The organism is Pseudomonas sp. Sample_10 (genome assembly GCF_004321495.1).
Classification (GTDB): Bacteria; Pseudomonadota; Gammaproteobacteria; order Pseudomonadales; family Pseudomonadaceae; genus Aquipseudomonas.
Genome location: NZ_RCOE01000296.1, coordinates 1 through 20,484 on the forward strand (window position 1 = coordinate 1; position 20,484 = coordinate 20,484).

A 20,484-nucleotide genomic window follows, 5' to 3' on the forward strand; every position below is an offset into this window, starting at 1 on the left:
TGCGCACCAGGGCAATGCACTTGGCTTCGATCAGCCCCGGCACCAGCCATTCCAGGCGTTCCGGTGGCAGCATCGGCAACAGCGGCGCCGGTACGCGCAGGGTCACGCCGTCGCGCGGGTGATTCGGTTCGAAGTGGTAACTCAGGGCCAACTCCAGATCGCCGATGTGCAGCGTGTCCGGGTAATGCTGCGCGGTGACTTCACTGGCTTCGCGGGCCAGCACGTCTTCTTCGCGCATGATCAGCAGCTGCGGATCTTTCTGGCTGTTGATCCGATACCAGCTGTCGAACGTCGCGGTCTGGTGAATTTCCGCCGGCAGCCGCGCATCGTAGAAGGCGTACAGGGTTTCTTCATCGGCGAGAATGTCGCGGCGACGGGCCTTGGCTTCCAGTTCGTCGAGCTGCTCCAGCAGCTGCTTGTTGGCGGTCAGGCACTTGGCTTTCGATTGGATTTCACCGCGCACCAGCGCTTCGCGGATAAACAGCTCACGCGACACCACCGGGTCGACCGGGCCGTAATGCACCGGCCGGCGACCGACCACAATCAGCCCGAACAGGGTGATCTGCTCGAACGCCACGACTTGCCCGCGCTTCTTCTCCCAATGGGGTTCGAAGTGGTTTTTCTTGATCAAATGCCCGGCCAGCGGTTCGATCCAGTCGGCATCGATCTTCGCCACCATTCGTGCGTAAAGCTTGGTGGTTTCCACCAGTTCGGCCGCCATCAGCCATTGCGGGCGTTTTTTGCCAATGCCCGACGACGGGTGAATCCAGAATCGCCGCTGTCGGGCGCCAAGATAGTCGCCGTCCTCGGTTTTCTGGCCGATCTGGCTTAACAGGCCAACCAGCACTGCTTTGTGCAGTTTGGGATAGTCCGCCGGCTCTTTGTTGAGACTCAGCTGCATGTCGCGGCAGATCAGGCTCAACTGGCGATGGGAATCGCGCCATTCGCGCAGGCGCAGGTAATTCAGGAAATTCTTGCGGCACCAGTTACGCAGCGGACTGGCGGTCAGCGCCTGGCGCTGTTCTTCGAAACCGCGCCACAGATTGACCAGCCCGGCGAAGTCCGAGTCGGCGTCCTTCCATTGTGCGTGGGCCTGGTCGGCCGCTTGTTGACGCTCTGGCGGCCGCTCGCGCGGGTCCTGGATCGACATGGCGCTGGCGACGATCAACACTTCCTGCAAGCTGCCGAGCTTGGCCGCTTCGAGCAACATGCGCCCCATGCGCGGGTCCACCGGCAATCGCGCCAGTTGACGACCGAGCGGGGTCAGTTGGCTGTTGCGGTCCACCGCCGAGAGCTCTTGCAGCAGGTTGTAGCCGTCGCTGATGGCCTTGCCATCCGGCGGCTCGATAAATGGAAACGCAGTGACCTCGCCGAGGCGCAGGTGCAGCATCTGCAAAATCACCGCCGCGAGGTTGGTACGCAGAATTTCCGGGTCGGTAAATTCCGGACGCCCGAGGAAATCTTCTTCGCTGTAGAGCCGTACGCAGATGCCCGGCTCGACTCGCCCGCAACGGCCCTTGCGCTGGTTGGCGCTGGCCTGGGAGATCGCTTCGATGGGCAGACGCTGGACCTTGGCGCGATAACTGTAGCGGCTGATGCGCGCGGTGCCGCTGTCGATCACGTAACGAATGCCCGGCACAGTCAGCGAGGTTTCGGCGACGTTGGTCGCCAGCACCACGCGACGGCCTGGATGCGACTGGAAAATCCGTTGTTGCTCGGCTGGCGACAGCCGCGCGTACAACGGCAAAATCTCGGTGTGCTTGAGCTGGGCCTTGCGCAGCATGTCGGCGGCGTCGCGAATTTCGCGCTCGCCCGGCAGGAACACCAGCACGTCACCAGGACTGCGTCGTTCACTGCGCTCATAAGCGGCGATTTCGTCGAGAGTCGCGAGAATCGCTTGATCCACGGTCAAGTCATCCTCGACGCGGTTGCCCTCTTCGTCCTGTTCCAGGGTCAGCGGGCGATACCAGGTGTCCACCGGGAACGTTCGGCCGGAGACTTCAACAATCGGCGCATCATCGAAATGCTTGGAGAAACGCTCAAGATCAATGGTCGCCGAGGTGATGATGACTTTCAGGTCCGGACGGCGCGGCAGCAGGGTTTTCAGATAGCCGAGCAGGAAGTCGATGTTGAGGCTGCGTTCGTGGGCTTCGTCGACGATGATCGTGTCGTAGCGTTCCAGATAGCGGTCGTTCTGGGTTTCCGCCAGCAGGATGCCGTCGGTCATCAGCTTGATCAGGGTATTGGAGTCGCTTTGATCCTCGAAGCGCACCTGATAACCGACCAACGCGCCCAACGGCGTACCCAGCTCTTCGGCGACCCGACTGGCGACACTGCGCGCAGCGATCCGCCGCGGTTGGGTGTGGCCGATCAGGCCGTGTTGGCCGCGACCGATTTCCAGGCAGATTTTCGGCAACTGGGTGGTTTTGCCCGAACCGGTTTCGCCGGCGATGATCAGCACCTGATGCTTGAGCAGTGCCTCTTTGATTTCGTCGCGTTTGGCGGCGATCGGCAGGCTGTCGTCGTAACGAATCACCGGCAGGCTGGCGCGGCGGGCCAGCACCTGATCACTGGACGCCTGCAGGCGCGCCACCCATTGGGCCAATTTGGCTTCGTCGGGATTCTTGCGCAGCTCAAGCAACTGCCGCCGCAGCCGGTGGCGGTCGGCGAGCATGGCGTGATCGAGGTTTTTCAGCAGTTTGTCGATGGAGGGCGATTCGTCGGTCATCGGGGATGCAATTCAGTCTTCTAGTGGCGCAGGGCGCGATTGTCGCAGATTTGGCCACTTCTGTGGCGAGAGGGCCTTTGTGGCGAGGGAGCTTTTGTGGCGAGGGAGCTTGCTCCCGTTCGGCTGCGCAGCAGTCGCTAACAGGTGATCTCGGTAAGTCTGAAACTACGCGGCGCCTGGTTTTAGGGGTGCCTCGCACCCCAGCGGGAGCAAGCTCCCTCGCCACAGTGGTCCGAGCCAGCCTGATCTACTCGCTGTCCAGGCCTTTACGCCGATAAGGAAACACATCAATCACCTTCCCCGCCCGAATCGCCTCTTGCAGGCTTTTCCAGTAATCGGCGTTGTACAACTCGCCATGCAAACGTTCGAACAGCTTGCGTTGTCCGGAATCGGCAAACAGAAACGGCGGAAATTCTTCGGGGAAAACATCCAGCGGCCCGATCGAGTACCACGGTTCGGACGCCATTTCGTCTTCCGGGGTCCGCGGTTGCGGGATGTGGCGGAAATTGGCTTCGGTCAGGAAACAGATTTCGTCGTAGTCGTAGAACACCACGCGGCCGTGACGGGTTACGCCGAAGTTTTTCAGCAGCATGTCACCGGGAAAAATGTTCGCCGCCGCCAATTGCTTGATCGCCAGGCCGTAATCTTCCAATGCCTCGTGTACCTGCGCTTCGTTGGCGTTTTCCAGGTACAGGTTCAGCGGGGTCATGCGGCGTTCGGTCCAGCAGTGGCGGATCAGCACCGTGTCGCCTTCCACCGACACCGTCGATGGCGCGACTTCAAGCAACTCTTCCAGGCACGCCGGATCGAACTTGCTCAACGGGAAACGGAAGTCGGCAAACTCCTGGGTATCGGCCATGCGCCCGACGCGGTCGACGCTTTTCACCAGGCGGTACTTTTCGATCACCGTGGCGCGGTCGACGTTTTTCGACGGCGAAAACCGGTCCTTGATGATTTTGAAAACGGTGTTGAACCCCGGCAGGGTAAACACGCTCATCACCATGCCACGCACGCCGGGGGCCATGATGAACTGGTCGTCGGTGTTGGCCAGGTGATTGATCAACGCCCGGTAGAACTCGGACTTGCCGTGCTTGTAGAAACCGATCGAGGTGTACAGCTCGGCGATGTGCTTGCCCGGCAGGATGCGTTTGAGGAAGCCGATGAACTCCGCCGGAACCGGCACATCCACCATGAAATACGAACGGGTGAACGAGAAGATGATCGACACGTCCGCTTCGTCGGTGATCAGCGCATCGATCTGGATGCCGCGCCCCTCAAGGTGCAGCAGCGGGATTGCCAGCGGCCATTGCTCATCGGCGGTGTAGATGCGCCCCACCAGGTACGCGCCCTTGTTGCGGTACAGCACCGAGGAAAACAGTTCGACGCTCAGGTCCGGGTCCTTGCACACCCAGTCCGGGAGGTTCTCGCGCAGTTGTGCTTCGAGACGCTTCAGGTCGCCGGGCAAGTCGGCGTATTCCTCGCTGAAACGGTAGTCGGCAAAGATGCTCGCGAGCATCCCGGACAACTGTCCCTGAGGCTTGTAGGTGCGGGTTTGCGCAGCACGAGCCCGGCGCAGGCTTGGCCGGGTGGTGTGGATGAACATGCAGCCATCGCTGATCAGGTCATGGCTGAACAGGCCGCAGAAAATCGAGTTGTACCAGGTTTCGGACAGTTCATCGTCGAAGCGCAAGTCGATCAGACTGATGTAAGCGCTTTTCACCAGCGGCCAGCAACTGACGTCCAGTGTGTCGGGGTCAAAGGCAGTGCGCAGGCGGCCCACCGTTTCACTGACCTTTTCTTCGTACAGGTTGATCCGCGCGGCCGACGCCGCCTGCGCCTCCTGCCACTTGGCCTGTTCGAAGCGCGCCCGGGCGCCGTCGGTGATCTGGCGAAAATGCTCGCGGTAATCGTCAAAGCCATCGAGGATCAAGCGGGCGATGTCGGCGGCTGGCCATTGCTGCGGCATGGTGAGACCTCTGCGGGAATTCGTGAGCCCTGAGCTTAGCCAGTGAAGCGGGTGCAGGAGAAGCGTAATTTTCCGGGCGCCATGGGATTGAGGCGCTTGAGAGTTCTCTGCTCGTTTTCCGGTTGCCATCGATCAGGCGCTCGGCAACACTCTCGTCCCCAACAAGGAAGGAATGTGCTGTGAACCCTGTCGATTTATTCCGATTACTGTCGCTTGCGGCCATTTGGGGTGCGAGCTTCCTGTTCATGCGCATCATTGCGCCGGTGATCGGCAGCCTTCCTACCGCTTTTTTCCGCGTCTCGATCGCCGCTGCCGGACTGCTGGTGATCCTCGGGCTGATGCGCATCAGTTGGGATTTCAAGGGCAAACTCAAAACCGTGATGCTGCTCGGGGTGATCAACTCCGGCATTCCGGCGACGCTCTATTCGGTGGCCGCGCAGGTGCTTCCGGCGGGCTATTCGTCGATTTTCAATGCCACCACACCGTTGATGGGCGTGCTGATCGGCGGCCTGTTTTTTCATGAAAGGCTCACTGGCGCCAAGCTCGGCGGCGTATTCCTCGGGTTGTTCGGCGTGGGCGTGCTGACCCGTGCCGGTCCGGTGGCGTTCGATATGGAACTGCTGATGGGAGCCGTCGCCTGCCTGCTCGCAACCACTTGCTACGGATTTGCCGGGTTTCTGGCGCGCCGATGGCTGGATCAGGCCGGCGGTCTGGACAGCCGTTTGTCGGCGCTGGGCAGCATGCTGGGGGCGACGTTGTTCCTGCTGCCGCTATTTGGCTACAGCGTGATCAGCCAACCACCCGCCAGCTGGGGCGGTTGGAGTGTCTGGCTATCATTGCTGGGATTGGGCCTGGGATGCACGGCGTTTGCGTACATCATTTACTTCCGCCTGCTGAGTTCGGTCGGCCCGGTAAAGTCGATGACCACGACCTTCCTGATTCCGCTGTTCGGCGTGTTGTGGGGCGCACTGTTTCTGGATGAGCCGCTGTCGATGGCGCATGTCTATGGCGGCTTGTTGATTGCGGTGGCGTTGTGGATGGTGTTGAAGCCCACAGTGATGAAGGGCGCTGTGGTGGCGGCCAAGTAGATTTGTAGTGCGGCTGATGACGCCATCGCTGGCAAGCCAGCTCCCACAGGGTTCAGTGCCAAGCACAAATCATGTGCACGACACCCATCACTGTGGGAGCTGGCTTGCCAGCGATGGCGTCAGTTCAGACACTACAAGGCCGAAGCACTCACCTCCCCATCCACCAGCCGCCGAATTCCCAGCGGATTGGCGTTCTGCAACGCCTCGGGCAACAACCCATCCGGATAATTCTGGAAGCACACCGGTCGCAGAAAGCGGTCGATGGCCAGCGTGCCCACCGACGTTCCCCGCGAGTCAGACGTCGCCGGATACGGCCCGCCATGCACCATCGCCTCACACACTTCGACTCCGGTCGGATAGCCGTTGAGCAGGATCCGCCCGACTTTCTCTTGCAGCATTTCAGCCAGCCAGCGGTACTCCAGCAACTCGTCCGGCTCGCCGATCAACGTCGCCGTCAATTGCCCGCGCAGGCCGTGCAACGCTGCCGCCAACTGCGCGCGATCTTCAACTTCGATGACGATGGTGGTCGGCCCGAACACCTCCTCCTGCAACAATTCATCGCCCTTGAGCAACAGGCTGACATCGGCCTTGAACACTTGCGGCTGCGCCTGATTGCCCTGTTGCGGCTTACCGGCCACATGCGTCAGGCCCGGATGTTCGTGCAACTCGCCAAGACCTCGACCGTAACTGGCCAGGGCACCAGCGTTGAGCATGGTTTGTGGCGGTTGCTGGTTCATGCTCGCGCAGAAGGTTTGCAGAAACAGGCTGAACTGCGGCGACCGCAGGCCGATGACCAATCCCGGATTGGTACAAAACTGGCCACAGCCGAGCGTCACCGAAGCGGCCAGTTGTGCGGCGATCTGTTCGCCGCGCACCGCCAATGCTTCGGGCAGCAGGAATACCGGGTTGATGCTCGACATTTCGGCAAACACCGGGATCGGCTGCGGCCGGGTGGCGGCCATGTGGCTCAAGGCATTGCCACCCTTGAGCGAACCGGTGAAGCCCACCGCCTGGATCGCCGGATGCTTGACCAGCCATTCGCCGACGCCACCGCCATAAATCATGTTGAACACGCCCGCGGGCATTTCCGTGCGTTCGGCGGCACGGATGATCGCGTCCGCTACCCACTCGGCGGTTGCCATGTGCCCGCTGTGAGCCTTGAACACCACCGGGCAACCGGCGGCGAGCGCCGAAGCGGTGTCACCGCCAGCCGTGGAAAACGCCAGCGGAAAGTTGCTCGCGCCGAACACCGCCACCGGTCCCAGGGCGATGCGGTACTGACGCAGATCCGGGCGTGGCAGAGGCTGGCGATCAGGTAACGCGCGGTCGATGCGCGCGCCGTAGAAATCACCGCGTCGCAGCACCTTGGCAAACAGGCGCAACTGGCCGCTGGTTCGCCCGCGCTCACCCTGGATACGTCCGACAGGCAAGGCGGTTTCTCGGCAGACGGTGGCGACGAAGTCATCGCCCAATGCATCGATTTCATCGGCGATTGCATCGAGAAACTTCGCGCGCTTTTCCGCGCTCAGGTTGCGGTAGATCGGGTACGCCGCCGCGGCGGCTTTGGCGGCGGCATCCACTTCGGCTTCCGATGCTTGAAAGAAATGGCCGGGCAAGGGCTCGCCGGTGGTCGCATCGAGGCTTTGCAGTTGCAAGGTGCCGTTGGCGCTGCGACGGCCGCCGATGTAGTTGTGTCCGAGAAGCGTGGTCATAAGAAACTTCCTGAAGATTTGCAGGAACGGGTACGCGACCTGTGGGAGCCGGCTTGCCGGCGATGGCATCCGAAAAATCGGTGCAGGGCTTGAGGGCCAATCGCTGGCAAGCCAGCTTCCGCAGGTTCGTCGGATTTTCCCGATCCTTGTCAGAGGGTGCGCACCTGCCCGATGCCCAACGGCTGGGCACTTTCGCCGATACCGTTGACCAGCGGCGCGCCGAACTCATCGAGGCTGATCTGAAAACGATCCCCGGGCTGGGTCTTCACACCGTCGGCGAATGACAGGGTAGCGGTGCCGAAGTAATGCACATGAACATCGCCGGGACGCAAAAACTGCGCGTATTTGAAGTGATGGAATTCGAGGTTGGCCAGGCTGTGGCACATGTTGTCTTCGCCGCTGAGAAATTCCTTCTCCCAGATCGTTTCGCCATTGCGTTTGATGCGGCTGGTGCCGACCAGGTGCTTGGGCAGCTCCCCAACGCGCAATTCCGGACCGTAGGAGCAACTGCGCAACTTCGAGTGGGCGAGGTACAGGTAATTGCGCCGTTCCATGACGTGGTCGGAGAACTCATTACCCAATGCATAACCGACCCGATACGGCAGGCCATCGTCGCCAATCACGTACAGGCCGGTCAGCTCCGGCTCTTCGCCGGCATCTTCGGCGAACGGCGGCACCGGGAAGTCCGCGCCGGGGCGCACGACGATACTGCCGTCGCCCTTGTAGAACCATTCCGGTTGCGCACCGACCTGCCCCGCCGCGGGCTTGCCGCCTTCAAGGCCCCATTTGAAAATGCGCATGGTGTCGGTCATGCCGGCTTCGACCGCACCGTCATGCTGGTGCATTTTGTCCCGCGCCGAGGCGCTGCCCAGATGCGTCAGACCGGTGCCGCTGATCAGGCAATGCGCCGGGTCTTCATGGTCCAGTGGTGGCAGGACTTTGCCTTGTTGCAACAGCTGTGCGTAATCCGGGCCCGGCGCTGTACCGCGCGAGGCGACCTCCTCTTGCAGGCTGCGCTTGCCGCGGATCGCTGCAAGTGCCAGTTCACGGGTGTTGCGGGTGCCCTGAAGCACTTGGACTTGTGCCCCGTCGACGAGTCCGACCTGGCGTTCCCCGGCGGCGTTTTCGAATTGAATCAGGCGCATGGTGGCCCTCCAGAAAGTCAGGGTGGGCGCCGCTGAGTGACGGCGCCTGCAGGTCACTCGATGATGTTGAAGTCGCTCAGGTATTCATCGGAGATTTCCAGGCCCAGGCCCGGCTTGTGGTCATCGAGCTGGATGTAGCCGTTGACCGGTTGCGGCTCGCCTTTGAACACGTAGTAGAACAGTTCGTTGCCGACTTCGACGTCGAACACCGGGAAGAACTCTGCCATCGGTGAGGCGGTGGTAGACATGGTCAGGTGATAGTTGTGCATCTGCCCGGCGTGAGGGATCACCGGCACCGACCAGGCTTCGGCCATGGCGTTGATCTTGCGCGCAGCGGTGATGCCGCCGACGCGGTTGGTGTCGTACTGGATCACGTCGACGGCGCGGCGTTCCAGCAAGTCCTTGAAACCGTAGGAGGTGAATTCGTGCTCGCCGCCGGAGATCGGCATGATCCCCATTTTTTTCAGTTCGATGTAGCCTTCGATGTCATCGGCGATCACCGGCTCTTCCAGCCAGCGCGGTTCGAATTCGGCCAGCTTCGGCAACATGCGACGTGCGTATTCCAGGGTCCAGCCCATGTAGCATTCGAGCATGATGTCGACGTCAGGGCCGGCCAGTTGGCGCAGGGCACGCACTTGTTCGATGTTGCGACGCATGCCCGCCGGGCCGTCTTTCGGACCGTAGCCGAAGCGCATCTTCAGCGCGGTGAAACCCTGATTCAGATAGCCTTGGGCTTCTTCGAGGAACAGGTCGAGGTTGTCGTTGGCGTAGAGCTTGGAGGCGTAGGTCCAGATCTTTTCCTTGGTGCGCCCGCCAAGCAACTTGAACACCGGTTTGTTGACGGCTTTGCCCATGATGTCCCAGATGGCGATGTCGATCGCCGAGATCGCCGCCATGCCGATACCTTTGCGGCCCCAGGCGTGGCTCTGGCGGTACATTTTCTGCCAGATGTATTCGTTGTCGAACGGGTCTTCGCCGATGGCGATCGGGGCCAGGTAGGTGTCGATGATTTCCTTGGCCACACGGGGTGCCAAGGCGCAGTTACCGATGCCGACAAGACCGGTGTCGGTCTCGACTTCCACCACCAGCCAGCCGTGGAAACGGAACGAGCCCATGGCGTCGCCGCGCTCGAACAGGATGTCGCTGGCGTTGGTGCAGAAGTGCGCTTGCGGTGGAACGACTTTGCCTTTCCACTCGAATACGCGGGTACGGATCGCTTTGATTTTCATGAATACAGTTCCTTGGGCTGTCGGCTTCTTGTCATTGTCAGTCGTGTGCACAGCGCCTTTTCTGGGAGGGCTCCGGCATTCGATGGGGCGACTTTAGCCAGCGTGCGGGGACTGCGGATAATCACTTATGCGTATCCGGCGATAACCAGGGGTGATCACATAAAGGATTTTGTAGCGAGGTAGGGTTATCGAACCGGCACGCAAAAAAACTGTGGGAGCGGGCTTGCCCGCGATGGCGTCAGGTCAGTCACATGTGCTGTAACTGACAGACCGCTATCGCGGGCGAGCCCGCTCCCACAGGGAGTTCAGGTTGTTGGAAAAAGTGGATCAGTAGCTGTTGGCGCCCATCCGGCAAGCAATCTCGAACGCCTGGCGCGTGGCGCCGACATTGGCCTTGCCCTGCCCTGCAATATCAAACGCAGTGCCATGGGCCGGAGTGGTGATCGGGATTGGCAAGCCGCCCTGCACCGTCACGCCACGGGAGAAGCCCATCAACTTGATCGCGATCTGGCCCTGGTCGTGGTACATGGTGACAACCGCGTCGAAGGCACTGGCATCGCCCTGTACCTTCAAGAAAATCGTGTCCCCGGGATACGGCCCTTCCGCTGCAATGCCCAGTGCCTGCGCCGAGCGCACCGCCGGGCCGATGATGTCCAGTTCTTCGCGGCCGAACGAGCCGTTGTCGCCGTTGTGCGGGTTCAGGCCGCAAACGCCGATGCGCGGTTTCTCCAGGCCGTTGCGCTTGAGCGCGGTATCGATCAATTGAATCGCTTCCACCACCCGCTCCTGGCTGAGCAGGCCCGAGACCTCGGCCAGGGCGACGTGTGACGTCACCCGTGAAGTCCACAGATTGTCGAGCACGTTGAATTCGCAAAACGGTCCGTGGAAATCCAGCAACTCGGCAAACCAGTGCAATTCGTCGTTGTGCGCCATACCGGCCATGTGCAGTGAGGTCTTGTTCAGGGGGCCGAACAGGATCGCATCGGTAGTCCCCGCTTCGGTCAGGCGCAGGGCCTGTTCCAGCGTGTCGAGGCTGTAGCGACCGCCAATCACACTGGCTTCGCTGCGCGGGAATTCACCGATCGCGTCGCCGCGAAAGTCGTAAAAAAGTGGCGTCTCATCAACGAACGATAGCTGCTCAAGTGACTCTACCCGGCGATAGGGGAATTCCACGGCGGCGATGCGCATGCCGCGACGCATTTCCGCTTCGTCGGCGATCAGGATCACGTTGGCCTTGTTGCGTACTTCCGGTTCGGCCAGCAGACGTGCAATCAACTCCGGGCCAATGCCCGCAGGGTCTCCGAGGACCATGGCAATCGTGGTTTTTTTCATGCTTCACTCCTCAAGGGTTCAGGCCACGCTGGGACGAGCCATGGCGCGAACCTCTTTTATTGTTCTTGTATGGGACATCATTAGCCTCCCACATGCGGCATTGCTGAGTACTATCAAAGGCCTGGTGATAACCGTCTAATCAAAACTTGAAATAAGGCGATAGCCTCGGGTTATGTCATGTGCCGATTCCATTGCGAGCAGGCTCACCCCTGCAATAACTTCAGCCTCGTTTTACAAGCTATAACCCCAGGCTATCGGTGTATGTATTGTTTTGACTAGACGCGGCGACAACACCTTCCCACACTCAGGACCAGGCTTGCGGCTTCACTGCGCAGACAAGTCACTTATAACAAATACAAAAACGAGGCTCTTCCATCATGCGAAATGCATTCGTCCGTCGCACATCCCGTCTGTTTCTTGGCTGCACCCTGGTCGCCGCTGGCGCGCTTCCTGCTCTTGCTCAGGCCGCCTGGCAACCGGACAAGAACGTCGAAATCGTCGTTGCCGGTGGCCCCGGTGGCGGCACCGACCAACTCGGTCGCCTGATACAGTCGATCATCACCACCCACAAGCTGCTCGACGTCAACACCATCGTTCTCAACAAGGGCGGCGGCAACGGTGCCGAAGCGTTCCTCGACATGAAGATGAACAAAGGCGATGCCGAGAAACTGGTGATCGGTACCAACAACATTTATTTGCTGCCGCTGGTGTCCAAGCTCGGCTATCAATGGCAGGAACTGACCCCGATTGCCGCCGTGGCCGAAGATGACTTCATTCTCTGGAGCTACAAAGGCGCGCCGTGGAAAGACGCGAAAGGTTTCTACGAAGCGGCCAAGGCTGATCCATCGAAACTGCGCATGGGTGGCAGCCAGTCCAAGGACGTCGACCAGACCCTGACCCTGCTGCTCAATCAGACCAACAACAGCAAACTGGTGTACATCCCGTTCAAGAGCGGCAGTGAAGCTGCCACCCAACTGGCTGGCAAACACATCGCCGCCAACGTCAACAACCCCAGCGAAAGCATCAGCCAGTGGCGTGGCGATCAGGTCGAACCACTCTGCGTCTTCAGTAAGGAGCGCATGGGCTATACCGAAAAAGTCGCCGGCGACAAATCCTGGGCCGACGTTCCGACCTGTCATGAGCAGGGTCTGGGTATCGACCAGTATCGCTTCCCACGCACCGTGTTCATGCCCGGCGATGTCAGCGCTGAACAACGGGCGTTCTATGTCGAGCTGATGCGCAAAGTCACCCAGACTGATGAGTTCAAGGCTTACGTCAAACAGAACGCGCTGGTGCCGACGTTCCTCGAAGGCGAACCGTTGACCGCCTACATCGAAAAAGACACCGCCCGCGTCACTCCGGTGTTCAAGGAAGCCGGCTGGCTGAAAAACTGAAGTTGCCAGGGCCGCTCGCTCAAGGGCGGCCGTCACCTGCTGGAGGTGTTTGATGTCCCATTCTTCGGATTCACCGGCGCTGGTCGGCACCCGTTGGGTCGAACTCGGCCTGACGCTGTTCACCACCCTGATCGGCGCCGTGGTGATGTTCGGCAGTGTCGAACAAGGCATCGGCTGGGGTGATGCCGGCCCCGAGCCGGGTTATTTCCCGTTCTACATCGGCCTGCTGCTGAGCGCCGCCAGCGTCGCCAATGGCGTGTTGACGCTGGTGCGCTGGCACGCCTTGAGCGTGGCCTTCGTCAATCGCGATGCCTTCAAGCAAGTGATGTCGGTGTTTGTACCGATTGCGCTGTTCGTGGCTGCCATGCCGTTCACCGGTATCTACCTGGCATCGGCGGCGTTCATTGCCTGGTTCATGTGGCGTGACAAAGTCCGTGCAAAACCGTACGGCAAATGGATGATCGCCAGCGTGTCCCTCGGCGCGGTACTTGCCAGCTATCTGATTTTCGCGCTGTGGTTCAAGGTCCCGCTGGATGCCGGTCCGATGGGCGACTGGATTGCCCTGGCCGGGAGAAACTTCAAATGAGCGAATTCGATTCCCTGTTGCAAGGCATGAACCTGATCCTGACCCCGGGCCACATTGGCCTGATGGTGGTCGGCGTTTTGCTGGGCATCCTGGTCGGTGTGTTGCCCGGTCTCGGCGCCCCCAACGGCGTGGCACTGTTGCTGCCATTGACCTTCACCATGTCGCCCGTGTCGGCGATCATTCTGCTGTCGTGCATGTATTGGGGCGCGCTGTTCGGCGGCTCGATCACCTCGATCCTGTTCAACATCCCCGGTGAACCCTCATCGGTGGCGACCACCTTCGACGGCTACCCGATGGCCCGTGAAGGCCGCGCTGCCGAAGCGTTGACCGCCGCGTTCAGTTCGGCCCTGATCGGTGCCTTGTGCGGCGTGTTGCTGCTGACGTTCCTGTCGACGAAAATCGCCGCGTTCGCCATGTCCTTCAGCTCACCGGAGTTTTTCGCGGTGTACCTGCTGGCGTTCTGTACGTTCATTGGCATGAGCAAGAACCCGCCGCTGAAAACGGTGGTGGCGATGATGATCGGTTTCGCCATGGCGGCCGTGGGCATGGACACCGTTTCGGGCAACCTGCGCCTGACGTTCGACCAGCCGATCCTGATGACCGGGATCAGTTTTGAAGTGGCGGTGATCGGTCTGTTCGGCATCGGCGAAATCCTCTGCACCGTAGAGGAAGGTTTGGTATTCCGCGGTGAACACGCACGCATTACGCCGATGGTGATCTTGCGCACCTGGGCGAAATTGCCACGCTACTGGTGGACCATTGTGCGCAGCACCCTGGTCGGTTGCTGGATGGGCATCACCCCCGGCGGCCCGACGGCGGCATCGTTCATGAGCTACAGCCTGGCACGGCGCTTTTCGAAGAACCGCGAGAACTTCGGCAAAGGCGAAGTCGAAGGCGTGATCGCCCCGGAAACCGCCGACCACGCCGCCGGCACCAGCGCGCTGCTGCCGATGCTAACCCTGGGTATTCCGGGTTCGGCCACGGCGGCGGTAATGCTCGGTGGCTTGATGATCTGGGGCCTGCACCCCGGGCCGACGCTGTTTGTCGAACAACATGACTTCGTCTGGGGCCTGATCGCCAGCATGTACCTGGGCAACGTGGTCAGCCTGATCGTGGTGTTGGCCACTGTGCCGCTGTTCGCCTCGATCCTGCGCATTCCGTTTTCGATCATCGCGCCGATCATCATCATGGTTTGTGCCATCGGCGCGTACTCGGTGCACAACTCGTTCTTCGACGTCGTACTGATGCTGGGCTTCGGTGCGCTGGGTTACCTGTTCAAGAAACTCGGCTACCCTATTGCGCCGCTGGTGCTGGCGGCGGTTTTGGGAGACAAGGCCGAAGATGCATTCCGTCAGTCGATGCTGTTCTCTGACGGGCAACTGGGGATTTTCTGGTCCAACCCATTGGTCGGCAGCCTGACCACTGCAGCGCTGCTGATGCTGTTCTGGCCGTTGATATCCAAGGCGCTGGGCACGCTGTTGGGCTTGCGCAAATCCCACGTCGCCAAGGCAAAATCGGTGCTGTGACACAGCAAAGCTGGCAACGCCTGACATTTGTTGTCAGGCTTGCCGCAGACTTTTCTGCGAGCGCAGCCCATGACCCGAATTCCTGTTGCCAATGTCATCCATAGTCGACTGCGTCTGCGCCAACTGCGCCTGATGCTGGCGTTACAGGAATTCGGTTCGCTGCGCCGCGCCGCCGATCACATCGGCATGACCCAACCCGCTGCCACCAAAATGCTCCACGAAGCCGAGGACTTGCTCGGTGTCGAGTTGTTCGAACGCCTACCCCGCGGCATGCGCCCCACCCCGTTCGGCGAAACCGTCATTTACTACGCGCGCATGGTCTTCGCCGAACTCAGCGGCATGCGCGAAGAACTGGTCGCACTTGAATCCGGCAATCTGGGCCGGGTGGCAGTCGGCGCGATCCCGGCACTGGCTTCGAGTTTGCTGACACGCACCATCGCGACCTTGAAACAAAGCCATCCACGCTTGTCGATGAGCATTCAAGTCGACACCAGCGACGTGCTGGTGCAGGCGCTGTTGCAGGATCAACTGGACGTCGTATTGGGGCGGATCCCGGTCGGCGCACGTGCCGAAGAACTGTTGTTCGACAGCCTTGGCGAAGAAGCCCTGTGCGTGATCGCCGGTGCGCAAAACCCATTGGCGAAGGAGACGCAACTGAGCTGGGCCGAGTTGCAGAACATGACCTGGGTCTTGCAACAGCACCCGAGCCCGATGCGCGCGATCATCAATCAGGTGTTCCACAATGCCCGGGTCGATATCCCGAGCAGCATCGTCGAAACCACCTCGATCATGACCTTGCTGTCGTTGATTCAACAAACCGACATGCTCGGCGTCACACCGCTGTCGGTGGTCGAGGATTATCCCGGCCGCGACTTGCTGGCTGTGTTGCCGATCAAATTCGAAGCACGCTTGCCACCGTATGGATTGATCACACGACGTCATCGCATCCAGTCATCGGCGATGCAGGCGTTCATGAATTCGGTAAGGGCCGAGCATGCGTTGAGCAAATGAAAAAGGCCCGGCGCCTAGTGCCGGGCCTATGCTACATCCGAGTTTTTGTGATGCAGGCAATCACCCGAACAACCAGTACCCCAACACCATCAGCACCACCACCACCAACACCGGGCGCAAGGCTCGGTAGGCCTTGGGATTACCGCGTTTCCACTGTTTGACTGCCCCGCTGAATGTGTCGCTGAAGCCCTTGCTCCAGGCATACGCCTGATTAATCCCGCCTACCCGTTCGTCATCGAGGTTCTGCGGCGCGGTGGCGCGGCCCAGAAAAGCACTGATCGAACGGTTGATGCGGGTCATCAATCGGTTGCTTAACGGTCGCTCGATATCGCAGAACAGGATGACGCGAGTCTTGTCGGTCTCGTTCTTCACCCAATGCACATAAGTCTCGTCAAACATCACGTCCTCACCGTCGCGCCAGGCGTACTCCTGACCGTCGACGAAGATGCGGCAGTCATCGGAGTTCGGGGTTGACAGGCCCAGGTGATAACGCAGGGAACCGGCGAATGGATCACGGTGCGGGTTGAGGTGACTGCCGCCTGGCAGAAGCGCAAACATCGCGCCCTTGACGTTGGGAATGCTGCTGACCAGTTCCACTGTTTTCGGACATAGCAGCTCTGCCGAAGGTAATGGTTTGTCGTACCACTTGAGATAGAAGCGCTTCCAGCCTTTCTTGAAGAACGATCCAAATCCGGCGTCGTTGTTTTTCTCCGCAGCGCGGATGTAACCCTCGTCGAACAGGTCCATCGCTTCGTCGCGAATGACTTCCCAGTTGTCCTTGAGACAATCCAGCTCGGGAAACCGGCTGCGGTCCAGATAAGGTTTCGAAGGCACGCTGGAAAACAGATACATCAGGGCGTTATAAGGGGCAAAGAGGGCCGAGTGGTTGACGAACTGGCGCAGGACCGGCAAACGCGCCTTGCCACGTAAATGCACATAGAGGGTACTGCCCAGAAACAGCAGCAACAACGACGCCTTCGCGGCAAAGGAAAAGGTCATCAACAGCTCCTTGGTGACAGACACGTTACACAACGCCATTTACCCGACGTTGCTGCTGGCATGATAAACACGACCAACCAAGGGAAAAACCCGCCGGCCCCGACATTCAGTGTTAACGATTACGCAACAAAGCACTTGTTAACACGCAGGGCCTGAACGCTGGCTGACGACCATCAGCCTCGATGGAGAAGGCCTATGCCCCTTCTCCATCCTCACCCGAACGAAAGCGGTTTACTGCTGGTTCTCCTGGTCGGTAAACAGATCGCTGAACAACATGCTCGACAAGTAGCGCTCCCCAGAGTCCGGCAGGATCACCACGATGGTTTTGCCCTGCATTTCCGGGGTTTCGGCCAACCTCACCGCTACCGCCATCGCCGCACCGCAGGAGATACCGCACAGAATGCCTTCCTCCTGCATCAGACGCAGGGCCATGGCCTTGGACTCTTCGTCGCTGACCAGCTCGACGCGATCAACCATCGACAAGTCGAGGTTCTTCGGCACGAAACCGGCACCAATTCCCTGGATCTTGTGCGGGCTCGGCTTGATTTCCTGACCGGCCATCAACTGAGTGATCACCGGCGAAACGACCGGTTCGACCGCCACCGAGAGAATCGGTTTGCCCTGGGTATTCTTGATATACCGCGACACACCGGTAATGGTTCCACCGGTTCCTACACCTGCCACCAGAACATCCACCGCGCCATCCGTGTCATTCCAGATTTCCGGACCGGTGGTTTTTTCATGGATGGCCGGGTTTGCCGGGTTATCGAATTGTGCCGGCATGAAGTACGAGGACGGATCGCTCGCGACGATTTCACCGGCCTTTTCAATGGCACCCTTCATGCCTTTGGCCGGCTCGGTCAGTACCAGTTCGGCCCCCAGTGCCTTGAGCACCTTGCGGCGTTCGATGCTCATGGATGCCGGCATGGTCAGCATCAGTTTGTAGCCCCGCGCGGCGGCGACAAATGCCAGGCCAATACCGGTGTTACCGGAAGTCGGTTCGACAATGGTCATGCCCGGCTTGAGTTTGCCGGTGCCTTCGGCATCCCAGATCATGTTGGCGCCAATCCGGCATTTGACCGAGTAACCGGGGTTTCGCCCTTCGATCTTGGCCAGGATGGTCACACCGCGAGGGGCAATACGGTTGATTTGAACCAGCGGCGTATTGCCGATGGAATGGGCGTTGTCAGCAAAAATACGGCTCATGGCTGGGTCCTTACGACAGCATTGAAATAGGGCATCAAGGTAAGCCTCTTGCCGGTAGGCGTCCAGTCGGGTCGAACGTCCAGACGCCAGTGCAGTCAATGGCTTTAGATCGCCAGAGATTTGCCACTATGAAACGTCGATACAGCTGGCCGCTATGGACCCTCGCCGGCCTTGTTGTGCTGCTGATTGTCCTGCATTTCGCACTGCCCTACCTGGTGCGTGACTACTTGAACGACCGGTTGGCAGACATGGGCGATTATCGCGGCCAGATTACCGACGTGGACCTGGCCTTGTGGCGTGGCGCCTACAAAATCAACGGGCTGAAAATCGTCAAGGTCGATGGCAAGGTACCGGTACCCTTCGTCAATGCGCCGTTGATCGACCTCTCTGTCAGCTGGCACTCGCTCTGGCACGACCATGCGGTCGTCGCCGAAGTCCAGTTCATCAAACCCGAAGTGAACTTCGTCGACGGTGGCGCCAACAAAAAGAACTCTCAGACCGGCCAGGGCACCGACTGGCGGGCGCAGCTGGGCAAACTGTTGCCCATCACCTTGAACGAAGTGCGGATCCGGGACGGCAAAATCAGTTTCCGTAACTTCAATTCAAAACCTCCGGTGAACATGAATGCCACCAATGTCGACGCGAGCATTTTCAACCTGACCAACGTGGTCGACACCGAAGGCAAACGCGACGCACGGTTCGAAGGCAAGGCGTTGCTGCTGGGGCACGCACCGCTTGAAACCACTGCGACCTTCGATCCAATGAGCAATTTCGAGGAGTTTGAATTCCGCATGCGAGCCAGGAAAATCGAGCTCAAACGCATGAATGACTTTGCTTCTGCCTATGGCAAGTTCGACTTCAATGCCGGCCATGGCGATGTGGTGATCGAAGCCGAAGCGAACAAAGGCCGGCTCAAAGGCTACATAAAGCCGCTGTTGCGCGACGTCGATGTATTCAACTGGCAACAAGACGTGGAAAACGAAAAAAAAGGCCTGTTCCGCTCAGTCTGGGAAGCGCTGGTGGGCGGTACCGAAACCGTGCTGAAGAATCAGGGTAAAAACCAGTTCGCCACCCGGGTCGAACTCAGCGGCAGCGTGCACCAGCAAGATATCAGCGCTTTCGAAGCGTTTTTGCAGATTTTGCGCAATGGTTTCATCCAGGCATTCAATGCGCGCTACGAGCGATCGAAGCCGGACAGCGATTAACGCTTACGCGTGACGATGTAGCGGCCGTTTTCCTCGGCTGCCCTGGGGCTTTTCGATTGCAGTTGCAAATAATCCCAGCCCAGACACGCCAAAGCCAGAGAACGTGGCACCGCCTCGCGACCGCTGCTGTAGCGGCTGATACTGCGGCTGCTAACTCCCAGTGCCTCGGCGGCCTGATTGAGTGACAAGCCGGTGCGTGCACGCCAGTCGATAAAAATGCGGGTATTTTCATCCGACGCATTTTGCGCGAGAGCATCCAGATACAAGGTATCGGCGCCAATCTGGATGTCCTGCTCGGGCCATTCGACGAACCAGCCGTCATCCCCCAGCACGACCTGTTCAAAAGCACTTCCCAACAGCGGTTGTAGCCCCGCAAAGGCTTGCAGGTCTTGGCTCAAATCCAGAATCAATTGCTGACCGTCAATGAAGGTCAGGGCCATCCGGTAATCAGGCAAAGCCTGAACCGCCGACAATCGTGGTCGTTTCATGGGTAACATTGTTTCCAATCCTCCAGCAATTGCGCCTGATGAGCCCTGACCCATTGCTGCGCCTCCTTGATAATCAGCGGCGGTGCCTTGCCCGCCATCACTTCGATGGTTTCCAGGCTCAACATCACATCCAGCCCGCCACCGACCAGGTGGACGTGAGGTGGCGGATGATCCTTTTCGCGCAACTGAATGCGATAGGTATCTCGAAACCGATATCTGGTAGACATGCATCGCAAGCTATCGCCATTGTGGCGATAGCTCAATACTGGCCAGCCGCCGAGACTGAGTCAAGATGTGACGCTCCATTCAGAGACTGAATAAGCCGTCTGCGTTCACAGTCGACCGGGCAGCGCGTTATAGTCGGGGCTGACTATTTTATTGCGCCCCGCCCTGCCCTTCAGGTCGGCGTTACCGTTCGAGGATTAGCAGATGAAGTTCGAAGGCACCCAGGCCTACGTCGCCACCGATGACCTGAAGCTGGCGGTCAACGCCGCCATCACCCTGGAGCGGCCATTGCTGGTCAAGGGCGAACCGGGCACCGGCAAGACCATGCTCGCCGAACAACTGGCCGAATCCTTTGGCGCCAAGCTGATCACCTGGCACATCAAATCCACCACCAAGGCTCATCAAGGCCTTTACGAGTACGACGCGGTGAGCCGTCTGCGCGACTCGCAACTGGGCAACGAAAAGGTCCACGACGTCCGTAATTACCTGAAAAAAGGCAAGCTCTGGGAAGCCTTCGAGTCCGACGAACGGGTGATCCTGCTGATCGATGAAATCGACAAGGCCGACATCGAATTCCCTAACGATCTGCTGCAAGAACTCGACAAGATGGAGTTCTACGTTTACGAGATCGACGAGACCATCAA

Annotated in this window: 17 protein-coding genes; 7 read left to right on the forward strand and 10 right to left on the reverse strand. The window is 59.6% G+C overall.

All coding sequences use genetic code 11. The annotated features are described in order from the left end of the window. Positions 1–2,728: ATP-dependent RNA helicase HrpA (hrpA, locus tag D8U18_RS27995; RefSeq protein WP_131109216.1), on the reverse strand; the 2,728-nt coding region annotated here is incomplete at its 3' end. Between the two features lie 247 nt (positions 2,729–2,975). Beyond that, positions 2,976–4,694 carry a bifunctional isocitrate dehydrogenase kinase/phosphatase gene (gene aceK / locus D8U18_RS28000; protein WP_131109218.1) on the reverse strand — a complete coding sequence of 573 codons (1,719 nt, stop codon included), beginning with the start codon at positions 4,692–4,694 and terminating at the stop codon, positions 2,976–2,978. A gap of 179 nt (positions 4,695–4,873) precedes the next feature. Between aceK and D8U18_RS28005 the strand changes: the two genes are divergently transcribed. After that, positions 4,874–5,782: a DMT family transporter gene (locus tag D8U18_RS28005; RefSeq protein ID WP_130906667.1), complete on the forward strand. Its 909-nt coding sequence runs from the start codon at positions 4,874–4,876 to the stop codon at positions 5,780–5,782. A 131-nt stretch (positions 5,783–5,913) separates the two neighbouring features. On the opposite strand, the gene D8U18_RS28010 is transcribed toward D8U18_RS28005, so the two are convergent. The 4 genes from D8U18_RS28010 to D8U18_RS28025 all read right to left on the reverse strand — a co-directional run bounded on the left by D8U18_RS28010 (position 5,914) and on the right by D8U18_RS28025 (position 11,200). Further along, positions 5,914–7,494 carry an aldehyde dehydrogenase (NADP(+)) gene (locus D8U18_RS28010; RefSeq protein ID WP_130904317.1) on the reverse strand — a complete coding sequence of 527 codons (1,581 nt, stop codon included), beginning with the start codon at positions 7,492–7,494 and terminating at the stop codon, positions 5,914–5,916. A 149-nt stretch (positions 7,495–7,643) separates the two neighbouring features. Beyond that, positions 7,644–8,639 (reverse strand): AraD1 family protein, encoded by a 996-nt coding sequence (gene araD1, locus D8U18_RS28015; RefSeq protein ID WP_056855973.1) that lies wholly within the window; start codon positions 8,637–8,639, stop codon positions 7,644–7,646. A 53-nt stretch (positions 8,640–8,692) separates the two neighbouring features. Then, positions 8,693–9,868, reverse strand: a complete 1,176-nt coding sequence (locus D8U18_RS28020; protein ID WP_056855974.1) for an L-rhamnonate dehydratase — start codon at positions 9,866–9,868, stop codon at positions 8,693–8,695. A 327-nt stretch (positions 9,869–10,195) separates the two neighbouring features. After that, on the reverse strand, positions 10,196–11,200 hold the full coding sequence (locus D8U18_RS28025) for a 4-hydroxythreonine-4-phosphate dehydrogenase PdxA (RefSeq protein ID WP_056855975.1): 1,005 nt from the start codon (positions 11,198–11,200) through the stop codon (positions 10,196–10,198). 377 nt (positions 11,201–11,577) lie between these two features. Between D8U18_RS28025 and D8U18_RS28030 the strand changes: the two genes are divergently transcribed. The 4 genes from D8U18_RS28030 (at position 11,578) to D8U18_RS28045 (ending at position 15,717) form a co-directional block, all read left to right on the forward strand. Next, positions 11,578–12,594: a tripartite tricarboxylate transporter substrate binding protein gene (locus tag D8U18_RS28030; protein WP_056855976.1), complete on the forward strand. Its 1,017-nt coding sequence runs from the start codon at positions 11,578–11,580 to the stop codon at positions 12,592–12,594. Between the two features lie 52 nt (positions 12,595–12,646). After that, positions 12,647–13,180 (forward strand): tripartite tricarboxylate transporter TctB family protein, encoded by a 534-nt coding sequence (locus tag D8U18_RS28035; protein ID WP_056855977.1) that lies wholly within the window; start codon positions 12,647–12,649, stop codon positions 13,178–13,180. Further along, entirely contained in the window at positions 13,177–14,706 is a 1,530-nt protein-coding gene (locus tag D8U18_RS28040) for a tripartite tricarboxylate transporter permease (RefSeq protein ID WP_056855978.1), read from the forward strand. Before D8U18_RS28035 ends, D8U18_RS28040 begins: the two co-directional genes overlap by 4 nt. A 69-nt stretch (positions 14,707–14,775) precedes the next feature. After that, positions 14,776–15,717, forward strand: a complete 942-nt coding sequence (locus D8U18_RS28045) for a LysR family transcriptional regulator (protein WP_131109220.1) — start codon at positions 14,776–14,778, stop codon at positions 15,715–15,717. 60 nt (positions 15,718–15,777) lie between these two features. On the opposite strand, the gene D8U18_RS28050 is transcribed toward D8U18_RS28045, so the two are convergent. Both D8U18_RS28050 and cysK read right to left on the reverse strand, forming a co-directional pair. Beyond that, complete coding sequence (locus D8U18_RS28050) at positions 15,778–16,716, reverse strand: aspartyl/asparaginyl beta-hydroxylase domain-containing protein (RefSeq protein WP_131109222.1); 939 nt, start codon at positions 16,714–16,716, stop codon at positions 15,778–15,780. Positions 16,717–16,947: 231 nt separating this feature from the next. Continuing rightward, a complete protein-coding gene (cysK, locus tag D8U18_RS28055) occupies positions 16,948–17,922 on the reverse strand; it encodes a cysteine synthase A (protein ID WP_130904314.1) in 975 nt (324 codons plus the stop codon). Positions 17,923–18,050: 128 nt separating this feature from the next. Here cysK and D8U18_RS28060 point away from each other — a divergent pair, with 128 nt between their 5' ends. Continuing rightward, entirely contained in the window at positions 18,051–19,127 is a 1,077-nt protein-coding gene (locus D8U18_RS28060; protein WP_056855983.1) for a DUF748 domain-containing protein, read from the forward strand. Here D8U18_RS28060 and D8U18_RS28065 read toward each other — a convergent pair. Together D8U18_RS28065 and D8U18_RS28070 are read right to left on the reverse strand one after the other, a co-directional pair. Next, positions 19,124–19,624, reverse strand: coding sequence for a DUF2442 domain-containing protein (locus D8U18_RS28065; protein ID WP_056855984.1), 501 nt, complete (start codon positions 19,622–19,624; stop codon positions 19,124–19,126). The two genes, D8U18_RS28060 and D8U18_RS28065, sit on opposite strands and share 4 nt — an antisense overlap. Further along, entirely contained in the window at positions 19,612–19,842 is a 231-nt protein-coding gene (locus D8U18_RS28070) for a DUF4160 domain-containing protein (protein ID WP_056855985.1), read from the reverse strand. The genes D8U18_RS28065 and D8U18_RS28070 overlap by 13 nt, the downstream gene beginning before the upstream one ends. A gap of 202 nt (positions 19,843–20,044) precedes the next feature. On the opposite strand from D8U18_RS28070, the gene D8U18_RS28075 reads away from it, so the two are divergent. Further along, positions 20,045–20,484: MoxR family ATPase (locus D8U18_RS28075; protein WP_131109223.1), on the forward strand; the 440-nt coding region annotated here is incomplete at its 3' end.